The organism is Citrobacter sp. SX206 (assembly GCF_024181025.1).
Lineage (GTDB): Bacteria > Pseudomonadota > Gammaproteobacteria > Enterobacterales > Enterobacteriaceae > Citrobacter > Citrobacter youngae.
On the sequence record NZ_CP049738.1, the window covers coordinates 2138113 to 2155373 of the forward strand.

At 47.9% G+C, this 17261-nt stretch carries 13 protein-coding genes and 5 pseudogenes; 8 read left to right on the forward strand and 10 right to left on the reverse strand.

Going from position 1 to position 17261, the window contains the following annotated elements:
• Positions 1 to 54: 54 nt before the first annotated feature.
• The 3 genes and pseudogenes from G8S19_RS10500 to G8S19_RS10510 form a co-directional block, all read left to right on the forward strand.
• Positions 55 to 1538: pseudogene (locus G8S19_RS10500) on the forward strand (mechanosensitive ion channel family protein); the annotation flags it as partial.
• 326 nt (positions 1539 to 1864) lie between these two features.
• A pseudogene (locus G8S19_RS10505) lies at positions 1865 to 2343 on the forward strand (DUF4113 domain-containing protein); the annotation flags it as partial.
• 119 nt (positions 2344 to 2462) lie between these two features.
• Positions 2463 to 3458, forward strand: a complete 996-nt coding sequence (locus G8S19_RS10510) for a hypothetical protein (protein ID WP_101743038.1) — start codon at positions 2463 to 2465, stop codon at positions 3456 to 3458.
• Between the two features lie 32 nt (positions 3459 to 3490).
• On the opposite strand, the pseudogene G8S19_RS22490 reads toward G8S19_RS10510, so the two are convergent.
• The 6 genes and pseudogenes from G8S19_RS22490 to nifJ form a co-directional block, all read right to left on the reverse strand.
• A pseudogene (locus G8S19_RS22490) lies at positions 3491 to 3598 on the reverse strand (SOS response-associated peptidase); the annotation flags it as partial.
• Positions 3598 to 3750 (reverse strand): annotated as a pseudogene (locus G8S19_RS10515) (SOS response-associated peptidase); the annotation flags it as partial. The pseudogenes G8S19_RS10515 and G8S19_RS22490, both read right to left, overlap by 1 nt.
• Positions 3751 to 3917: 167 nt before the next feature.
• Positions 3918 to 4352 (reverse strand): universal stress protein UspF, encoded by a 435-nt coding sequence (uspF, locus tag G8S19_RS10520; RefSeq protein WP_005126652.1) that lies wholly within the window; start codon positions 4350 to 4352, stop codon positions 3918 to 3920.
• An 81-nt stretch (positions 4353 to 4433) separates the two neighbouring features.
• A complete protein-coding gene (locus tag G8S19_RS10525; protein ID WP_071887345.1) occupies positions 4434 to 4646 on the reverse strand; it encodes a KTSC domain-containing protein in 213 nt (70 codons plus the stop codon).
• A 152-nt stretch (positions 4647 to 4798) separates the two neighbouring features.
• The gene (gene ompC, locus G8S19_RS10530; protein WP_137376654.1) at positions 4799 to 5929 is read right to left on the reverse strand and encodes a porin OmpC; all 1131 of its coding nucleotides are present in this window, start codon (positions 5927 to 5929) and stop codon (positions 4799 to 4801) included.
• Positions 5930 to 6298: 369 nt separating this feature from the next.
• Positions 6299 to 9823, reverse strand: a complete 3525-nt coding sequence (gene nifJ / locus G8S19_RS10535; protein ID WP_199969481.1) for a pyruvate:ferredoxin (flavodoxin) oxidoreductase — start codon at positions 9821 to 9823, stop codon at positions 6299 to 6301.
• Between the two features lie 276 nt (positions 9824 to 10099).
• On the opposite strand from nifJ, the gene G8S19_RS10540 reads away from it, so the two are divergent.
• Positions 10100 to 10366: a DUF333 domain-containing protein gene (locus tag G8S19_RS10540; RefSeq protein WP_003020360.1), complete on the forward strand. Its 267-nt coding sequence runs from the start codon at positions 10100 to 10102 to the stop codon at positions 10364 to 10366.
• A 13-nt stretch (positions 10367 to 10379) separates the two neighbouring features.
• Here G8S19_RS10540 and hslJ read toward each other — a convergent pair whose 3' ends face one another.
• The 4 genes and pseudogenes from hslJ to G8S19_RS10560 all read right to left on the reverse strand — a co-directional run bounded on the left by hslJ (position 10380) and on the right by G8S19_RS10560 (position 13675).
• Positions 10380 to 10799: a heat shock protein HslJ gene (hslJ, locus tag G8S19_RS10545; protein ID WP_061067973.1), complete on the reverse strand. Its 420-nt coding sequence runs from the start codon at positions 10797 to 10799 to the stop codon at positions 10380 to 10382.
• 112 nt (positions 10800 to 10911) lie between these two features.
• Positions 10912 to 11901 (reverse strand): D-lactate dehydrogenase, encoded by a 990-nt coding sequence (gene ldhA, locus G8S19_RS10550; RefSeq protein WP_048211554.1) that lies wholly within the window; start codon positions 11899 to 11901, stop codon positions 10912 to 10914.
• Positions 11902 to 12057: 156 nt separating this feature from the next.
• A pseudogene (locus G8S19_RS10555) lies at positions 12058 to 12358 on the reverse strand (class A beta-lactamase LEN-27); the annotation flags it as partial.
• Positions 12359 to 12568: 210 nt separating this feature from the next.
• A complete protein-coding gene (locus tag G8S19_RS10560) occupies positions 12569 to 13675 on the reverse strand; it encodes an alpha/beta hydrolase (RefSeq protein ID WP_253686535.1) in 1107 nt (368 codons plus the stop codon).
• A 409-nt stretch (positions 13676 to 14084) separates the two neighbouring features.
• On the opposite strand from G8S19_RS10560, the gene G8S19_RS10565 reads away from it, so the two are divergent.
• The 4 genes from G8S19_RS10565 to G8S19_RS10580 all read left to right on the forward strand — a co-directional run bounded on the left by G8S19_RS10565 (position 14085) and on the right by G8S19_RS10580 (position 17160).
• On the forward strand, positions 14085 to 14819 hold the full coding sequence (locus tag G8S19_RS10565) for a hypothetical protein (protein ID WP_253686537.1): 735 nt from the start codon (positions 14085 to 14087) through the stop codon (positions 14817 to 14819).
• Positions 14820 to 14978: 159 nt separating this feature from the next.
• Positions 14979 to 16358, forward strand: a complete 1380-nt coding sequence (locus G8S19_RS10570; RefSeq protein WP_082759580.1) for a DUF2272 domain-containing protein — start codon at positions 14979 to 14981, stop codon at positions 16356 to 16358.
• 3 nt (positions 16359 to 16361) lie between these two features.
• Positions 16362 to 16814: a hypothetical protein gene (locus G8S19_RS10575; protein WP_253686539.1), complete on the forward strand. Its 453-nt coding sequence runs from the start codon at positions 16362 to 16364 to the stop codon at positions 16812 to 16814.
• A 10-nt stretch (positions 16815 to 16824) separates the two neighbouring features.
• The gene (locus G8S19_RS10580) at positions 16825 to 17160 is read left to right on the forward strand and encodes a hypothetical protein (RefSeq protein ID WP_048211557.1); all 336 of its coding nucleotides are present in this window, start codon (positions 16825 to 16827) and stop codon (positions 17158 to 17160) included.
• The last annotated feature ends 101 nt before the right edge of the window (positions 17161 to 17261 follow it).

Here is a 17261-nt window from a genome sequence, read left to right on the forward strand (position 1 = left end):
AATTTCTCTCTGCTTTTGCAATTAGAGAACTGCATCCGGAAACAGCAATGACTGCCGATAGTGATGCTGCAGGCAAAGTTCGGTTTGAGCACTCCGGAGGAGCGGGTGCTACGTATCCGTAACACATTGCGAAACTTCACTGAAACCGATGTGCGTGAGCCGCTAAAAATCGTTTCTGTCACCCGTTATAACCAACCTGGAAGGTTTATCGTGATGAACGGTAAACCAGTGATGTTGCTTAGCGCAGGCGACCTGGATGAAGGGGATGATCTCACACTCGATCAGGCGGCACATCGTGTACTGGGGCGCATGGAGAAGCAGCGAAAAGCGCTGAACGATCAGTTTAACAGTGGCTGGCTGGTACTTTCAGCAGTGAAGACTGCGGTGGGATTCCTGGGACTGGTTCTTTTCTGGTACTGCTCATACCGTTCCTGTCGCTGGGTGAGTCGAGTTTATCGTCGGCGTATTATTGAGAACCGTAGCTTGATCCCCCAACACTGGAGACGGTTTATTGGCGCAATTGAAACACGCTTATATGCCATTCTAATAATTCTGATAGGCATCGTGGCGTTGTATGTCTGGCTCAGTTGGGTGTTTGGTCTGTTTCCCTGGACACGCGTCTGGGGAGAATCATTAGGTGATTGGCCTGTACGCGTGGTGCAAGGGATTGCATTGTCCATCGTCTCGGCCCTGCCGGGGTTAATGATCGTACTGATCATTTTCTTCATCACAGCATTAATCCTGAAACTGTTAAAGGCGATACTCAACCAAGTGGAAGCAGGGCGTTTACAATTGCCGGGTATTCATCCAGAGACAGTAGGAGCCACCCGTAAGTTGATATCTGTGGTGGTATGGCTCTTTGCGTTATCAGCAGCTTACCCTTTTTTACCCGGAGCTAATTCCTTGGCATTTAAAGGCATCAGTGTATTCTTTGGACTGATGCTTACACTTGGTTCGGCCGGGGTTATGAACCACGCCATGAGTGGGCTGGTATTGATCTACTCTCGCGCTCTGCGAAAAGGGGACATGATCCGGGTGGCTGATAACGAGGGGCTGGTAAGCGAAATCGGTATGCTGGCGACAAAGATCATCACCCGTGAAAATTAGTGGTCACGGTACCTAATGCGGTAGTGGTAAGCGGGAAAATTACTAATTTGAGCTCACAAAGCGTTAACGGAGGTGTCAACCTGACTGTTGGTGTCACTATTGGTTATGACACTCCCTGGCGCCAGGTCCATGCAATGCTCGAGTTGGCGGGCAAGCGAGCCAAAGGCGTTGATCTTTCGCAGCCACCGTTGGTTCGTCAATTGAATCTGATGGACTGGTATATCGCCTACGAGTTGCAAGTATGTCTGTTACCGGGCGTGTCGCTGGCAGATGCCCGTAACGAACTGCACAGCAATATTCAGGATGTCTTCAATGAATTTAATGTGCAGATTATGTCCCCGAACTTTGTGCTGCAACCGGAAAACAGTGTGATGGTGCCCAAAGATAGCTGGTATATGCCACCGGCTATGCCACCGCAGGGTAAAGAATGACTTGCTGCCTTGATATTACTATGTCCCTATCTGGATCTTGATTCGGTTCCACGAGGATGATCTCCTGCAGTTGGAAAATTTAGTCTTCATTCGTCGAAACCCATGCTTGTGTTAATTTACCTGGATTTTGCCAGCTGAAAGAAATCGCTCCTTACTAAAGCATAGATAATTCAACCCGCTAAGGCGTGTTTTCTTTTTTTACTACTGACAGGAAATTAACAATTTGTGCTCTTAAAACGTTGATCATTTTCGTGTACATTTATTCTGTATAAAAACACAGTAAATGCAATGAAGGCTATTATGAAAGTTGAATTAACCATTGATCGCATGAAATAACTTCCCAGGCTATTTGCAGCTATGCTACGCGTGTAGCGGAGAAGTTGCGTAGTGAACATCAATACTGCCGGATTGTGTCAGCATTCGTCAAAATCTCGCCGTTTGCCCTTAACGAACCTTATTATGGCAACAGCTCTTCAATGAAGCATAAGACAGTCGGGCCATCATCAGCGCGGCTACGCGTTGCCTTGATGCGATTTGGCGCGACGGCCACCAATATCAGAAAGCGGGAATTATTCTTGGTGGCTTCTTCAGTCAGGGTCTGGCTCAGCTCAACCTGTTTGACGACCACGTGCCGCACGCCGGGAGTGAAAAATTGATGGAGGTGTTGGATCACCTCAATACGAAAGATGGCAGGGGGACTTTGTTCTTTGCCGGGCAGGGGATACAGCAACAATGGCAGATAAAGAGGGAGATGCTCTCGCTACGGTATATGCCGAGATATTCTCATTTATTATGCATTAGATAGCGCGTGAGTATTTGAGGTGCTCATGAAATTCATACAAAACTACTATTCCAGTAATTGAAATGTGAACGATTATATAATTAAGTGTTTTTAAATTTGCAATCAATATCGTGGGTGAGCCGATGAAAACAGAAAAAATATTTTCTATAAGCCTGGCTTTCATCCCATTAATTTCATTTGCAGATATGAATAGCTGTGTCGGGTTAGCCAACACCCTAAAAGAATATAATATATCGAGCCAGTCGTCAGCATTTCTAAATAGTGCATTTGACCAATATTGTGACCAGAGTGGCTCCACAAAAGCATCTGGTGGTGGGATTGGGTTGGATATGGTGATAAAAGCCATCCCAATTAAATTTACTGGAAGTTATTCTTCGACAGAAGAAGGCTTTAGAAACTTTTGTAAAAATTACTCGTCAGTAGCAACTGCTGCCGAGAGAAAATTCTCGTACGAAGAGAAAATCGCCACCAAGTCTTTGGAAACAATAGACTCATGCTTGCGGATCGCTGCGACTGGAGCAGTGGTGACGCATGAAATACCAAACGCAAAATCCGTCGTGTTTTATTTGCAAAGCGGTTCAGCAACGAAATTAGAGTTAAAAGGATTGTTCCCTACTCCTGATGATGGTGTTTTATGTAAATCACAAGTTGATGGACAGCTTAAAAATATAACTGAAGAGACGTACACCAAAGTTGAACCAAGTATTAGCATTTCTTGTTCGAGAATTGCTAAGGCACAGGGGGCAGGGGTTAAAACGTATGAAGAGCAAGTAATAACACTGGCCACCAATCTAGGTAACTACACTGTTTTTTTACCACAAGATGAAAGAATGCCAATAGATATGGCTCAAAACATTTCGAACCGAGTGGACAAGCTTGAGGCGAGTAGCTTTGAACTTTCCGCAAAAACATTATCTTTAGAAAATGATTCGAATAAAGAAAAAGTTGCGTTGAAGTTTGTGGTTGTTACTAATGCAGAGAACTGTCCAGATGGCTGGACAAGCCAGGGAGTGGTAGGTTGGATAATGCACAATCCGGATTATAGTAACAACGTCGGAAAAGGGGGAAGATTCAATGACGACTGGACATGGACGCATCCTCGGTTATGTAAACGTTAACCAGCGAGCCGATCCAATAGACATAACGGTAGTTATAAAGGGTCAATAAGTATGGCACCTTGATTATTCACATTCCCAACGGCACGCGTCATGGCGTGCCATATAAATTTATCAGCCGTCACGGAGCCGTCGGCTGCAATTCACGTCCGCTCAGAAGCAGAACTTTGGTCCCTGGTACTACGTTGAAATGCCCGCTCGGTTACGGACCATATGGAATGTCTCGTTCGACTTCTTCAGCGAGAAGGGCGAGATAATCTTCACGCGTCATTGACTGTGAAAAGCGTCCACACACAGAAACTTCCAGCCAGATGCCAGAGAAAGTATTAAAAAAGTCTGATCTAAAAACTATGGCATGTGTGGTACGGATAAGCGGGAAAAATGTCAGCACATTTAGGTCAGGAGTCGCGGGGTAAAAGAGAGGAAACAAAAAAGCCCGCAACGGTGTGCGGGCCAGACAGCTTAGCGAACCACCAGAACTGAACACTCCGCGTGACGCACCACGGCTGCGGCGTTAGAGCCCAGCAGATAAGTGGTGATGTCCGGTCGGTGTGACGCAATAATGACCATGTCTGCAGGTAATTTCCTGGCTATCTCCAGGATTTTATCTTTTGGTGCACCTTCAGCAACGTGAACATGCACTCTGTCCGTTGGGATATTGAACTTCTTGATAATCTCTTCCAGTTGAGATTTTGCTTCGGCTTTCAGATCGTCCATGGCCGGTAACTCTGCCGAGTAGGCCAGTCCCAGAGAAGCGTAATAGGGCAGTGACGGAATAACGGTCAGAAAATGGACCTGCGCATCGTCAATTTTTGCCTCTGCTTCAACATGGGCAATAACGCGTTGAGTTAATTCTGAGTCTGAAATATCGATGGGTACAAGAATCGTTCTGTTCATAAAACCTCCTGTTTAAGTATCCATCTAAAGCTTACCGCGTAATGGCACTTTATGTACAATGACAAAGATCACATTTTGGCATCACTTTATTTTGATTTCAGGAAATTTCCCTTTTATAACCCCATCATAAAATCGGCCCTTAGAGACCACGCTAAGGAAATCACGAAAAATACGCGCCGGGACATGCTGATACTGCAATGTAGTGAGTTGATGAAAGCGAATTTCCAGTGTGCGAGAGGATTCGTCATAGCCGACGGATGCAATACGGGATGATTTAACGGGGTGATGATTCATTGCAGGTATCCTCTACTACAGGTATTAATGCAAGATATCATCTATCAAAGGTGTATTTTAACGCAACAGATATAATGTTTTGATCTGGATAAAACAGAATTGCGATAACAGAAAGGAAAGCCCGCTGTTGCCAGCGGGCTATCAGAGACAGATTAGAACTGGTAAACCATACCCAGTGCTACAACGTCATCGGTAGAGATGTCGTTCTGGGTGTAGAAGCTTTTATCTTCATCCAGCAGGTTGATTTTGTAGTCAACATAGGTAGAGAAGTTTTTGTTGAAGTAGTAAGTAGCGCCTACGGATGCATATTTCACCAGATCCTGGTCGCCGTCAGATCCATTTACACCCAGATCTTTACCTTTAGACATCAGGAAAGACACTTCCGGACGCAGACCGAAGTCGAACTGGTACTGTGCAGTGACTTCGAAGTTCTGAGTTTTGTTGGCAACAGTATATTTGCTACCTTTTGAGCCGCCATACGGGGTCATATTACGGGTTTCGGAGTACATGGTTGCCAGATAGATGTTGTTCGCGTCGTATTTCAGACCGGCAGTCCACGCATCCGCTTTGTCGCCACCTGCGGTGGAATAGTTTACCTGCTCGTTGGTACGATCGGAAGAGGTATATGCTGCACCGAAGCTTACGCCCATACCCAGATCGTAGGTAGAGGAGATACCGAAGCCGTCACCGTTGGAGTTCTTCACATTACGGTCACCACTATTATTGGTGCCTTCCTGCCCGTTTTGACTTTCGTTCGCGCCCTGATACTGCAGCGCAACGTTCAGACCGTCAACCAGACCGAAGAAGTCGGTGTTACGGTAGGTCGCTACGCCGTTAGCACGACCGGTCATGAAGTTATCAGCCTTGGTATAGGAGTCGCCACCGAATTCTGGCAGCATATCGGTCCAGCCTTCTACGTCGTACAGTACACCGTAGTTACGACCGTAGTCGAATGAACCGTAGTCGCCAACTTTAATACCGGCGAAGGCCAGACGAGTCCAGGAATCACCTTTATCGCCGCTTTCAGTACCGTTAGCCTGAACCTGATATTCCCACTGGCCATAACCGGTGATCATATCGTTAACCTGAGTTTCACCTTTGAAGCCCATACGCATATAAGTCTGATCGCCATCGCTGTTGGCGTCGTCGGAGAAGTAATGCAGGCCGTCTACTTTGCCATAGAGATCTAATTTGTTGCCGTCTTTATTATAAACTTCAGCAGCGTGAGCAGCGCCTGCAGCCAGCAGGGCAGGAATTACAAGTGCCAATACTTTTCTGTTCATTGAAATAATCCTTTAGTTTTTTTATTAACCTGTGACTACCCGTGTAGGGAGTAAAAGCATGCTAAAGGAGAAGTTCCGTAAAGAGATAAATATGAATTGTTACGCCTTAAGTAAAACCTTAAATAAATAATTCTGCTGAAATGGTGATAATTATCATGAATGTTTTGTTGTGAAAATATATAAAATAAAAATTATACAAGTGAATCTCATTGCGTTATTCTGCGCGGGTTATATGCCTTTATTGTCACGACTTAATTTATTGTCGTTGGTATGTTGGCAGGAATGCTCACTACTCAGCGAATAAATTGACAAGCCCGAACAATTGTTCGGGCTTTTTTTTGACTCCTGGTTAATACCTGACAGAGCGTATTAATCAGTGCTGCTCTTTTCTGCTTTTCCTGCCAATTGCGCCAGGAAATCGTAGCGTTTTTGCAAGTCAGCCGTTGCGTCTTTCCACAGTTGCTCCGCAACCTCGGGTTGTTGAGCATTCAGGCGGCGGAAGCGCTGCTCGTTCATCAATGTCTCAGCCAGCGCGTCTGACGGTGGGCGAGAGTCCAGCGCCAGCGGCAGTTTACCTTCGTCTGCACGACGCGGATCAAAGCGATACAGTGGCCAGAATCCGGTAGCCGTGAGCTGGCGCATCTGATCGTGGCTTAGCGCAAGATCGTAACCGTGCTCCTCACATGGGCTATAGGCGATAATCAGCGACGGACCTGGATAGGCTTCTGCTTCCTGAATCGCTTTCACCGTCTGGTTTAGCTGTGCGCCCAGAGAGATCTGTGCAACATACACGTGCCCGTACATCATCATACTGACGCCAAGATCTTTACGCGCCTTGCGCTTACCGTGCTCGCCAAATTTGGTGACGGCCCCGAGCGGCGTGGCTTTCGACGCTTGTCCACCCGTGTTGGAGTAACATTGAGTATCCAGCACCAGAATATTGACGTTCTCGGTCAGGCTCAGGACGTGATCCAGGCCGCCAAAGCCAATATCGTAAGCCCAGCCGTCGCCGCCAATCAGCCAGATGGATTTTTCGACCAGCGCGTCGGCATCGGTTAACAGCTGCTGTGCGCCTTCGACATCTTTCAGGTGCTGGCGCAGCGCGGCAACTTGCTCACGACGGACTTCTGGTGTTGCCTCCGCGTGCAGGGCGTCATTCAGCTCAGCCGGGATTTTATCGGCAAACTGTTCCAGTAAACGCATGACGCGCACACGATGCTGATCTACCGTCAGACGGAAGCCCAGACCGAACTCGGCGTTATCCTCAAACAGTGAGTTCGCCCATGCAGGGCCACGGCCATTGGCATCGGTGGTATACGGCGTTGAGGGCAGGTTACCGCCATAAATCGATGAACAGCCGGTCGCATTGGCGATCAGCATACGATCGCCGTACAGCTGCGTAAGCAGTTTGATATACGGCGTTTCACCACAGCCAGAGCAGGCGCCGGAATATTCAAACAGCGGCGTTATCAACTGCGAGGTACGAATATCAATACGTTCCAGTTTAGTGCGATCAATCTCCGGCAGATTGAGGAAGAAGTCGTAGTTAACTTTTTCTTCTTCAACATGCTCAAGGCGCGACATCATATTGATGGCCTTGATCTCCGGATTTTGCCTGTCTTTCGCAGGGCACACTTCGACGCACAGATTACAACCGGTGCAATCTTCAGGTGCAACCTGCAGGACATATTTCTGACCGCGCATATCGCGTGATTTCACATCCAACGAATGCAGGCTGGCAGGCGCGTTTTCCATCGCTTCTGGTGATACCACTTTGGCACGGATGGCCGAGTGCGGACAGGCGGCAACGCAATGATTACACTGGGTACACAGATCTTCTTTCCAGATTGGGATCTCTTCGGCAATATTGCGTTTTTCCCAGCGCGTGGTACCCATCGGCCAGGTACCGTCCGGCGGTAACGCTGAAACGGGCAGGGCATCGCCGAGTCCGGCGAGCATCGCTGCGGTGACGGTTTTCACGAAATCAGGCGCGGCATCGGAAACTACCGGCGGACGGTTGGCGCTGTGTGGATCAACCGGTTGCAGTGCCACTTCGGCAACGGATTCACGTGCCAGCGCCAGCGCCTGCCAGTTACGTTCCACCAGATCCTGACCTTTATTGCTGTAGCTTTTCGCAATCGCACCCTGCAATTCAATCAGCGCGCTGTCACCAGGTAAGATTTGCGTCAGATGGAAGAATGCCATCTGCATCACGGTGTTAATACGCGCAGCCAGACCGCATTCGCGCGCGATTTTGGCCGCATTAATCACATAGAAACGGGCTTTCTTCTGATTCAGGACCGCCTGAACTTCCTGCGGCAGGCGAGTCCAGACTTCATCCACGCTGTACGGGGTATTGAGCAGGAAAATACCGCCAGGCTTCAGACGCTCGGCCATTTGATATTTATCGATAAACTGCAACTGATGGCAGCCGACAAAATCAGCCTGCGATACCAGATACGCGGAACGGATAGGCTTCTCACTGACGCGCAGGTGAGAAACGGTCAGGCCACCTGCTTTTTTCGAGTCATAGACGAAATAGCCCTGCGCGTACCACGGCGTGGAGTTACCGATAATCTTGATATTGTTTTTGGTGGCCGACACGCTACCGTCACTGCCCAGACCGTAGAACAGCGCTTCGAGCTTCGCGGTACCGGGCAGGGTGTTTTCTGGCAGAGGTAGCGACAAATTGGTGACGTCGTCATAAATACCGACCGTAAAACGTGATTTGGGCTTAGCGCTGCTCAGTTCATTAAACACCGCCATCACGCAGTCCGGGCCAAACTCTTTAGAAGAAAGCCCGTAACGTCCGCCAATCACGCGCGGTAGGGTTTCCCGCTCACCGCAGTTAAAGGCTTCTGCCAACGCGGTCATTACATCCAGATACAACGGTTCTGCCTGGGCGCCAGGCTCTTTGGTGCGATCCAGAACGGCAACGCTACGCGCCGTTTCTGGTAATACTTGCAGTAAATGTCTGGCGGAGAAGGGGCGGAACAGTCGAACTTTCAGGACGCCAACTTTCTCTCCACGAGCAAGTAACTCGTCGACGACTTCTTCGCAGGTACCAATCGCAGAACCCATCAAGATAATGACGCGTTCTGCCTGCGGATGACCGTAATATTCAAAGGGTTGATACTGGCGGCCCGTCGCCGCGGCGAAGTCGTTCATCGCCTGTTCGACGTTTTCGTAAACCGCGTTGTACCAGGGGTTTGTCGCTTCGCGCGACTGGAAGTAGGTATCCGGGTTCGCAGATGTACCGCGAATAACCGGATGCTCTGGATTAAGCGCGCGGGCGCGGTGAGCATCGATTTCCGCCTGCGGCATCAGTCCGAGGATCGTGTCATCGGCTAGCGGCACAATTTTATTGATTTCATGCGAAGTACGGAAACCATCAAAGAAATGAATAAACGGCACCCGACTTTTCAGGGTGGCGATTTGTGAAATCAGTGCGAAATCCTGTGCTTCCTGGACGCTGCTGGCACACAGCATCGCACAACCCGTCTGGCGCACCGCCATTACGTCGGAATGGTCACCGAAGATAGACAGCGCATGAGTAGCAATCGTACGCGCGGCAACGTGCAGCACAAATGGGGTCAACTGACCGGCCAGTTTGTACAGCGTTGGGATCATCAGCAACAGGCCCTGCGATGAGGTAAACGACGTAGAGAGCGCGCCGGTCTGCAACGCGCCGTGAACGGTCGCGATCGCACCGCCTTCCGACTGCATTTCAACGACGCGAGGGGTATCCCCCCACACGTTTTTAAGCCCGTTCCCGGCCCAGGCGTCTGCCTGTTCCGCCATCGTCGAACTTGGTGTAATCGGGTAGATGGCGATAACTTCGCTGGTACGAAATGCGACCGAAGCAACCGCACCATTACCGTCAATTGTTTGCATACTGACACCCTTACATTGCGCAAAAAGAGGGACCCGCGTAACCGCGGCGAATCCTGTAGTTATATCTTTCTATTTTAGCAAAAGCGCTAAAGACAGATTTTCGCTTTTGTGTCCTGGGAATAAGCAGAATGAATGGTTTGATCAAAGGAGGAGCCAAAAAATTGCCAGAAAATGTAAACAGCACGCATAAATGCGCATTTTGCCTCTCGACGGCAGTGTTTCCGCTGCCTATTATTTATGGCTGTGTCGTTTGGTTAATATTCAGAGGGGAGTAAGATGCGCGCAGCGTTTTGGGTAGGGTGTGCCGCGTTATTATTATCGGCTTGCAGCAGTGAACCTGTTCAGCAGGCAACCGCCGCACACGTTGCACCGGGCATGAAGGCCGCAATGTCCAGCTCCGGAGAAGCCAACTGTGCCATGATTGGCGGTTCGCTATCCGTTGCCCGTCAACTGGATGGTTCTGCTATCGGGATGTGTGCATTACCTAACGGCAAACGCTGTAGTGAGCAGTCGCTTGCCGCCGGAAGCTGTGGGAATTATTGAGCCACTGCTTTTACTACATTAAATCTGCCAGTTTAAACGTCAACGTTTGTTCTGCCGTGGCCAGTGTTAACTGGTCAGCAGTCAGATCAACCTGTGCGCCTTGCTTAAACATCTCGCTGACGATGCCGTCGAGCGCGTTAAGCTGTGGATCGGCGCACATCATGCGCGTCATTGCCATGTCTTTCACTTTTAATTCACCGTCGGACAGCTTGCCCTGACCGTGGAACTGATTACACATTTTTCCCGACACCGTCATATTTTCACCGAAACTTAATTCAGGTGGGGTATTGGCGACGGTTACCGGCTTGCCATTGACGCTCTGTAAAACAAAACGGTGGTGCTGTAACTGTTCGCGATTGACGGAAATTTTTCCATTGCTCACACAGCCAGCCATAAGCATGCTGAGCGCAATCAGCGTGACAATTTTCTTCATTAACTTTCTCTACGTTCGTGGCGGAATTGCATTCATGATGGTAATGATATCGCCAGATTTATCATCGGGGGTTATCTGAAAATGCTCCCCCGGAGGCGGGGGAGCGGAATGATTAGAAGAGGGCGTTCGGGCAGGTTTCGCCTTTGGCGATTTGAGCCAGATTCTGCAAGGTTGTTTCAGAAATGCTGGTCAACGCTTCGGCAGTCAGGAATGCCTGATGCCCGGTGAACAGGACGTTATGACAGGCTGACAAACGACGGAACACATCATCCTGAATCACATCATTGGACTTATCTTCAAAGAACAGGTCGCGTTCATTTTCGTACACGTCCATCCCCAGGGAACCGATCTTCTGGTTTTTCAGCGCGTCGATTGCTGCCTGAGAATCGATCAACGCCCCGCGGCTGGTGTTGATAACCATCACGCCATTTTTCATTTGCTCAAAAGCTTCGTGATTGAGCAAATGATAATTTTCTGGTGTTAACGGGCAGTGCAGGGAAATAACATCAGACTCCGCAAACAGTGTTTTAAGATCGACATATTCAACGCCTAACTCCAGCGCAGCAGCGCTTGGGTAAGGATCAAACGCCAGCAGGCGCATACCAAACCCTTTCAGGATCCGCAGTGCAGCAACACCGATTTTACCTGTACCAATCACCCCAGCCGTTTTGCCATACATGGTAAAGCCGGTCAGTCCCTCAAGAGAGAAGTTGGCGTCACGAGTACGCTGATAAGCACGATGGATACGGCGGTTCAGCGTCATCATCATACCGATTGCATGTTCGGCGACGGCTTCAGGTGAATAGGCAGGAACACGTACAACCTGCAAGCCCAACTCTTTCGCAGCGTCCAGATCGACGTTATTGAACCCGGCGCAGCGCAGCGCGATGTATTTCACACCGTGCTTTTTCAGTTCTTCCAGAACAGGGCGGCTGCCATCGTCGTTGACGAAAATGCACACGGCTTCACAACCATGGGCGGTTTTCGCTGTTTTTTCCGTCAACAGAAAGTCAAAGAATTCAAGTTCAAAACCAAAAGCCTCGTTAACCTGCTGCAGATACTTCTTGTCGTACTGTTTTGTACTATAGATGGCGAGTTTCATAAGACTTTCTCCAGTGATTTTGACGTCACATTAATTCAGTTCAAATTATTTTACAAAATCTAAAAAGTTATTGGTAGTCATAGATATAATGAATAATTCTAGAGTATCTCTTCTTAATGTGGGCACATTGCTGGATTTAAACCACTTTACTCAGCATAGGGTGATGGCGGCATCGTATAATTCGCGACGGTCATGCCGTCCGCAAGATGTTTTTCCGTTACCGGCGAGTACTCGACCAGGTCATGCAGGCCGTACTTAATGCGACGGTTTGAGCTGCTCTTGCCCGGCGTCAACGCGTGATAGCACCAGCGCCGCTGGTGAGATCCCGCTCGGCATAAACGCGTGCGGTGAGATGGCTTTCTGCTTCTTTGACTTTATTCAACGTTGCCTGATGGACTAACGTGCGCAGGCAAAATGCCGTGAGCAGAGGGATGAGGGACAGACGAAAGTGGCACAGTCATATTCTTCCTTGGGGGATGTCTTAACATAACTAGATATATAGCAAATACATAAGGTTAAATGTAGTTCGACACATGAGTATTAGCTTTTACCTGGTCGTTCCTGGTTATGGACATTCGTACTGATAGTAGACTCTTGTCTCCAGGAGTCTACTATCGCCGAACAGGGTATACTTGTGTTATTCAGAATGTTTGAATTCATTATTTATTCATTCATTGATTTTCCAGTATTGCCCAGCTTCAATGTAGCTTAGCCCGATGCGTTGGGATGCTCGCTTGTTATCATTAATAAGATAAAAAATATCTGAAAGCACAGAACGTTCTTCGCTTGGGTAACTATGGCCTATAAAGCTAGTATCAACATTAGTTGCGTCAATCGATTCTATTCCAGGATAATAAATCAAACCAGTAGACGAATCACCCGCTCGCGGATAACGGTGTATCGTCTGGGATGCGGCTAACGCCTTATCTGTTGATGAAGCATATAAAGTAACAGGTTCTCCTTGTGCCACCAGTGCAGGGGCAATGTCTCGTTTGAAAACATCGGCATCTATGTCAGGAGCAGTTAGAATGACCTCTTTTATGCGATTTCGATAATCTGTATTTGTATTCAATACATCAATAATCGCCCGCGATAAAATTCTATTACCCATGCTGTGGGCTATCAGGTAAATATTTTTTGAATCGGATTTCTCAAGAAAGTCGATAAGGAAATTTTTTAGGTTGGTTTGTGTCCACTCAGCATTTTGCTCATCGATGGTATAAGCAGAAGTTCTGGCCTGTGAAGGCCAGCTATAAAAAACAGGGACCATATTGATGTTTAAATCATAGTATATTTGAGCTGTTTTTCTGGCTGCCTCGGCGAATGAGACATTATACCCATGAACGAAAATGAAGGTCTTTTTCTCTGGTATATTGCTTACTGTGGATACAAGGTAATTGAAAAAAATATTTTTAGCTAAAGGCGTTACACCAAGTAAGGCCACGTGTTTTTTGGGATCTTCTTTGAACTCAAGCTTTAAAAATGAAGGTTGTTCAGTTACTCCTATAATGTGGTGTCGAGGAATGCTAACTTCACAGAGTCCATAGGAGATTGAGGCTCGATTGATTCCATATGATTGGTTGGGTGGTGCGCCGCTGTTATAATTTCTATCGGTGGCATACAAAACCTTGACAATGGCATAATCTGGTTTTTGAGTTAATATATTTATTTCATTGCTGCTAGATGCCATACTGGTAACACCTGTGTTGGACATGCCGCAACCATTTAGTATGGCTATAAAAATACTGAAAACTATGTATTTTAATGTTTTCATTTTGCTTGACCTTGCTTTAAACATGGTTGGAGTGTCTTTCCTTTATTGATTTTTTCTGAATATTACCAACTAAAATTAATCGGAGTAATTAAGATTTACGTATTTCCGCAGGGAATGGCATTAATAAAATGGTTTTAATTTGGACTGACAGGATAGTAATATTTTATTAGTGACTGTTTATTAGATAACGCATGTGGCTAGCCAAAGGACATCAGACTTCTGATTGATACCGCGCTAGTAATTACTACGAACCTCTTACCGAATACTCACTGTTTCTGACTCATATTTTCAGGAAGCAACCCGCATGGTTTCTGCTATCGGTTGACCAAACGCTCTTCACCATGAGGGAGACAATATGTTTGGACTTGAAACGCTTGATATATTAATTGGGATAATGACTGTGTATTTCATGTTTGGGATAGCATGTACCGCGATTGTTGAAGCTATTTCTGCGTGGACCCGTATTCGTAGTCAAAATCTTGACGTGGCGCTGAACGAGTTCCTTTCAGGCGATCTGTCGCAAAATCAGCAATTTATTACTCAGTTTTTTGAACATCCGTTAATTCAGTCCCTAAGTAAAGGAAACCAGGGGCGTCCTTCCTATATTCCCCCAGACATTGTCGCGCAAGTCGTGGAGGCGTTAGTTGTCAGCAAAAGTGCGATGGCAACGCTCTCCGCTGGAGTGAATGCCATGCCGGGAAATGCCAAAAATAATCGGATCAAAGGCATCCTCGAAACAGTGGTGGCGCAGACGGGCAATAACGCGGCCACGTTTCGCAACGCGGTTGCAAAACAGTTTGATGCGGTAATGGATCGCGCCTCGGGTTGGTATAAACGAAAAATGCAGACCATCACGTTGATTGTCGCCACCGTTCTGGTTCTTGGGGGGAATATTGACACCCTCAACCTTGCGACTGTGCTGGCCTCCAATCCTGATGTTCGAGAAAAAATGGTGGCGATCGCGCAGCAGGAAGTCAATGAGGCGAAAAATCAGGCTCAGGACAAGGAGCGCATCGCGACAGCTAAAGGCAAATATAACCACGCGATTGCCGTTATGCAGTCTGCAGGCTTCGAACTGGGCTGGAAAGGATGGCCGCAAGGGGGGGGGCTGAATGGCTGGCAAAAGTGGTGGGCCTGCTGGTGACTATTTTCGCCGTCTCACTCGGCGGACCTTTCTGGTTCGATATTCTTCAACGGGTTATGCAGGTCCGTTCAACTGGCCCAAAACCAGCAGCACCGGGTAAATCCGACAGTCCGAAAAGTAAGTGAAGTGTAACGGTTAACTATCGACAGAGAGGGCATCATGATACTTACACCCGCACAGAAAAGTCTCTGTGAACGAGTTTTGAATGCGTTTGAAACCGGCTCGGCCGAAGGCGATTACTCGGCTATCGCGATATTCCATGATGGTCCTCACGGGATCAGGCAGATCACTTACGGTCGTTCACAAACTACGGAATACAGCAAATTGCAGGATCTGGTGACCCGCTACGTTAATGCAAATGGGCGATTCAGCGCCGATCTTGCTCCGTTTGTTGCAAAGATAGGCAATATCGCACTGGTTGACAATGAACCGTTTAAGGACTTATTACGACGAGCAGGGCGCGATGATCCGATAATGAAATCGGTACAGGATCGGTTCTTTGATGAGCGCTACTATCTGCCTGCGCTGAAATGGGCACAGGACTTTGGTTTTAAAGATGCGCTCTCATTTCTGGTCATCTATGACTCATTTGTTCATAGCGGCACTATTTTGACGTTCTTGCGCGCCCAGTTTCGTGAGGTGCCTCCAGCCAGTGGCGGTGATGAACACACCTGGATTTCCCAGTATGTTGAAGTGAGAAATTCATGGTTAGCCAACCATAGCAACCCCGAACTTCATCCTACCGTTTATCGTACAAAATGTTTGCGATTTGAAATAGATCGCGGCAACTGGGATCTTTCGCAGGTCCCCATTAACGCTAACGGTATACCCGTCAGGCCCTTACCTGATATATCAATCACTCAGACATCGATACCTCCGGTGGAACAACCCAGCGTTCCGTATTTTGGTGAGGAAGCACCCGTTTCTGGTTTTGCGGATAACGCCGCGTCGATCGCCGCTGACGAGTGGCATTTTTTTGGCGAGCAGCGCTACAACCGCAATGGTGGCCTTCTTCATTCCGGGCACAAAGAGGGTGAGGATGGCTGGTGGCAACGTGTTGGCCTGTATTGGGCAAAAATCGGGCGGGACGATCTGGACGGGCGAGATCATGACTGGCCGTGGTCGGCGGCGTTCATTTCATGGGCCATACGTCAGGCTGGCGCGGGGGAGCGTTTTTCCTACTCTGCTTCGCATGCGACGTACATCAGCAAATCGATCCGCGACAGAAATCAGGGTAATGCTAAAGCGTTGTACTGGGGATACAGGCTGAATGAGCGTAAACCGCAGGTGGGGGATTTAGTTTGTTGGGACAGAGACCCCGACAAAGTCGTTGATTACGATCATCAGCATCTGGGCAACTACAGCAGTCACACCGACTTAGTTGTTTCCGTAGGCACTAATGAGATTGAAATTATTGGCGGTAATGTTGGTAATTCGGTGACACGACGCCCGTTGGCGCTCACCGCCGACGGATTCCTTGCCAGCGATGTACAAGGAGGGGAAACGCTGTTTGCCATCATGGGGTATCGCGGAGAGTGAAAAATGAAACGATCTAATATAGTGCTTAAATACGCTGCCCCGCTAATGTTTTGCACTTTCCTTTTACTGAGTGGGTGTGCCTTATTCGTTTCACACTACGATGCAGGCGCGTACCAGAACTTCACAAATTTAAAGGCGTTCCACCTTAAATTTCTCGAAGATAATACAGCTAAACCCGGGAATACCTTTGATGAAACTAAGGTAAAGGCTACTTGCGATACCGGGGACCTCAAGTTCCGTGAGGCGACGGAATATGCTGCAGGCAAGCATGATGACTCACGTGTACGGGCTATTCATTACCTCGATAATGTCTTTGAGCGTGATTGCCGAATGGTGATGAAGGATAAAAAGTTATTTAGCGTCGTCTATGCGGATGAAAAAACCGATGTAGTTAAGTTGAACTACGATCTGGCCATTCGGGGAGAAAGTTCCCGTGTGGGGTCTGTTGTAAAATAGGGGATGAAAAATGTCAGATATTGATGATGCCATGAATGCGATTAAAAATGAGGTTGCTGAATCCATTAAAGAACAACTGAAAGCGCTCTTGCTCTCGGCAGCAAAAGATACGAATGAGGTAATAAACGATACCGGTAAGAAAATTGCGTACTGGCTGCGTCTTCGTGGGCAGGGAAAACTGAGTGACAGTGAACTGGAGGCGTTGCTCTACGCCAGAGATCAACTGCTGCGACAATATAAAAACACGGTGGAAATTGCAGCAAGAGCTCAGGTTGAGAAGATTGCTATTTCGCTGGTTAATATTGTGCTCGACAAATTATTGGGCATTGCCTTTCATCAGAAATGAGGCACGGCATAGGGCTAATAGGGCGAAAAAATGGTCGGTTTTCTGCGCCACTGACGGATGTGGTACAGGGTATCTCACTGAGAGACCACTATTTTTTATTA

What these genes read in the sequence shown, in the direction of transcription:
- nifJ (WP_199969481.1), bottom strand. Translation starts at nt 9,823, where the DNA reads ATGCAAACAATTGACGGTAATGGTGCGGTTGCTTCGGTCGCATTTCGT.
- ompC (WP_137376654.1), bottom strand. Translation starts at nt 5,929, where the DNA reads ATGAACAGAAAAGTATTGGCACTTGTAATTCCTGCCCTGCTGGCTGCA.
- G8S19_RS10525 (WP_071887345.1), bottom strand. Translation starts at nt 4,646, where the DNA reads ATGAATCATCACCCCGTTAAATCATCCCGTATTGCATCCGTCGGCTAT.
- G8S19_RS10565 (WP_253686537.1), top strand. Translation starts at nt 14,085, where the DNA reads ATGTTTGGGATAGCATGTACCGCGATTGTTGAAGCTATTTCTGCGTGG.
- ldhA (WP_048211554.1), bottom strand. Translation starts at nt 11,901, where the DNA reads ATGAAACTCGCCATCTATAGTACAAAACAGTACGACAAGAAGTATCTG.
- G8S19_RS10540 (WP_003020360.1), top strand. Translation starts at nt 10,100, where the DNA reads ATGCGCGCAGCGTTTTGGGTAGGGTGTGCCGCGTTATTATTATCGGCT.
- uspF (WP_005126652.1), bottom strand. Translation starts at nt 4,352, where the DNA reads ATGAACAGAACGATTCTTGTACCCATCGATATTTCAGACTCAGAATTA.
- hslJ (WP_061067973.1), bottom strand. Translation starts at nt 10,799, where the DNA reads ATGAAGAAAATTGTCACGCTGATTGCGCTCAGCATGCTTATGGCTGGC.
- G8S19_RS10510 (WP_101743038.1), top strand. Translation starts at nt 2,463, where the DNA reads ATGAAAACAGAAAAAATATTTTCTATAAGCCTGGCTTTCATCCCATTA.
- G8S19_RS10570 (WP_082759580.1), top strand. Translation starts at nt 14,979, where the DNA reads ATGATACTTACACCCGCACAGAAAAGTCTCTGTGAACGAGTTTTGAAT.
- G8S19_RS10560 (WP_253686535.1), bottom strand. Translation starts at nt 13,675, where the DNA reads ATGAAAACATTAAAATACATAGTTTTCAGTATTTTTATAGCCATACTA.
- G8S19_RS10575 (WP_253686539.1), top strand. Translation starts at nt 16,362, where the DNA reads ATGAAACGATCTAATATAGTGCTTAAATACGCTGCCCCGCTAATGTTT.
- G8S19_RS10580 (WP_048211557.1), top strand. Translation starts at nt 16,825, where the DNA reads ATGTCAGATATTGATGATGCCATGAATGCGATTAAAAATGAGGTTGCT.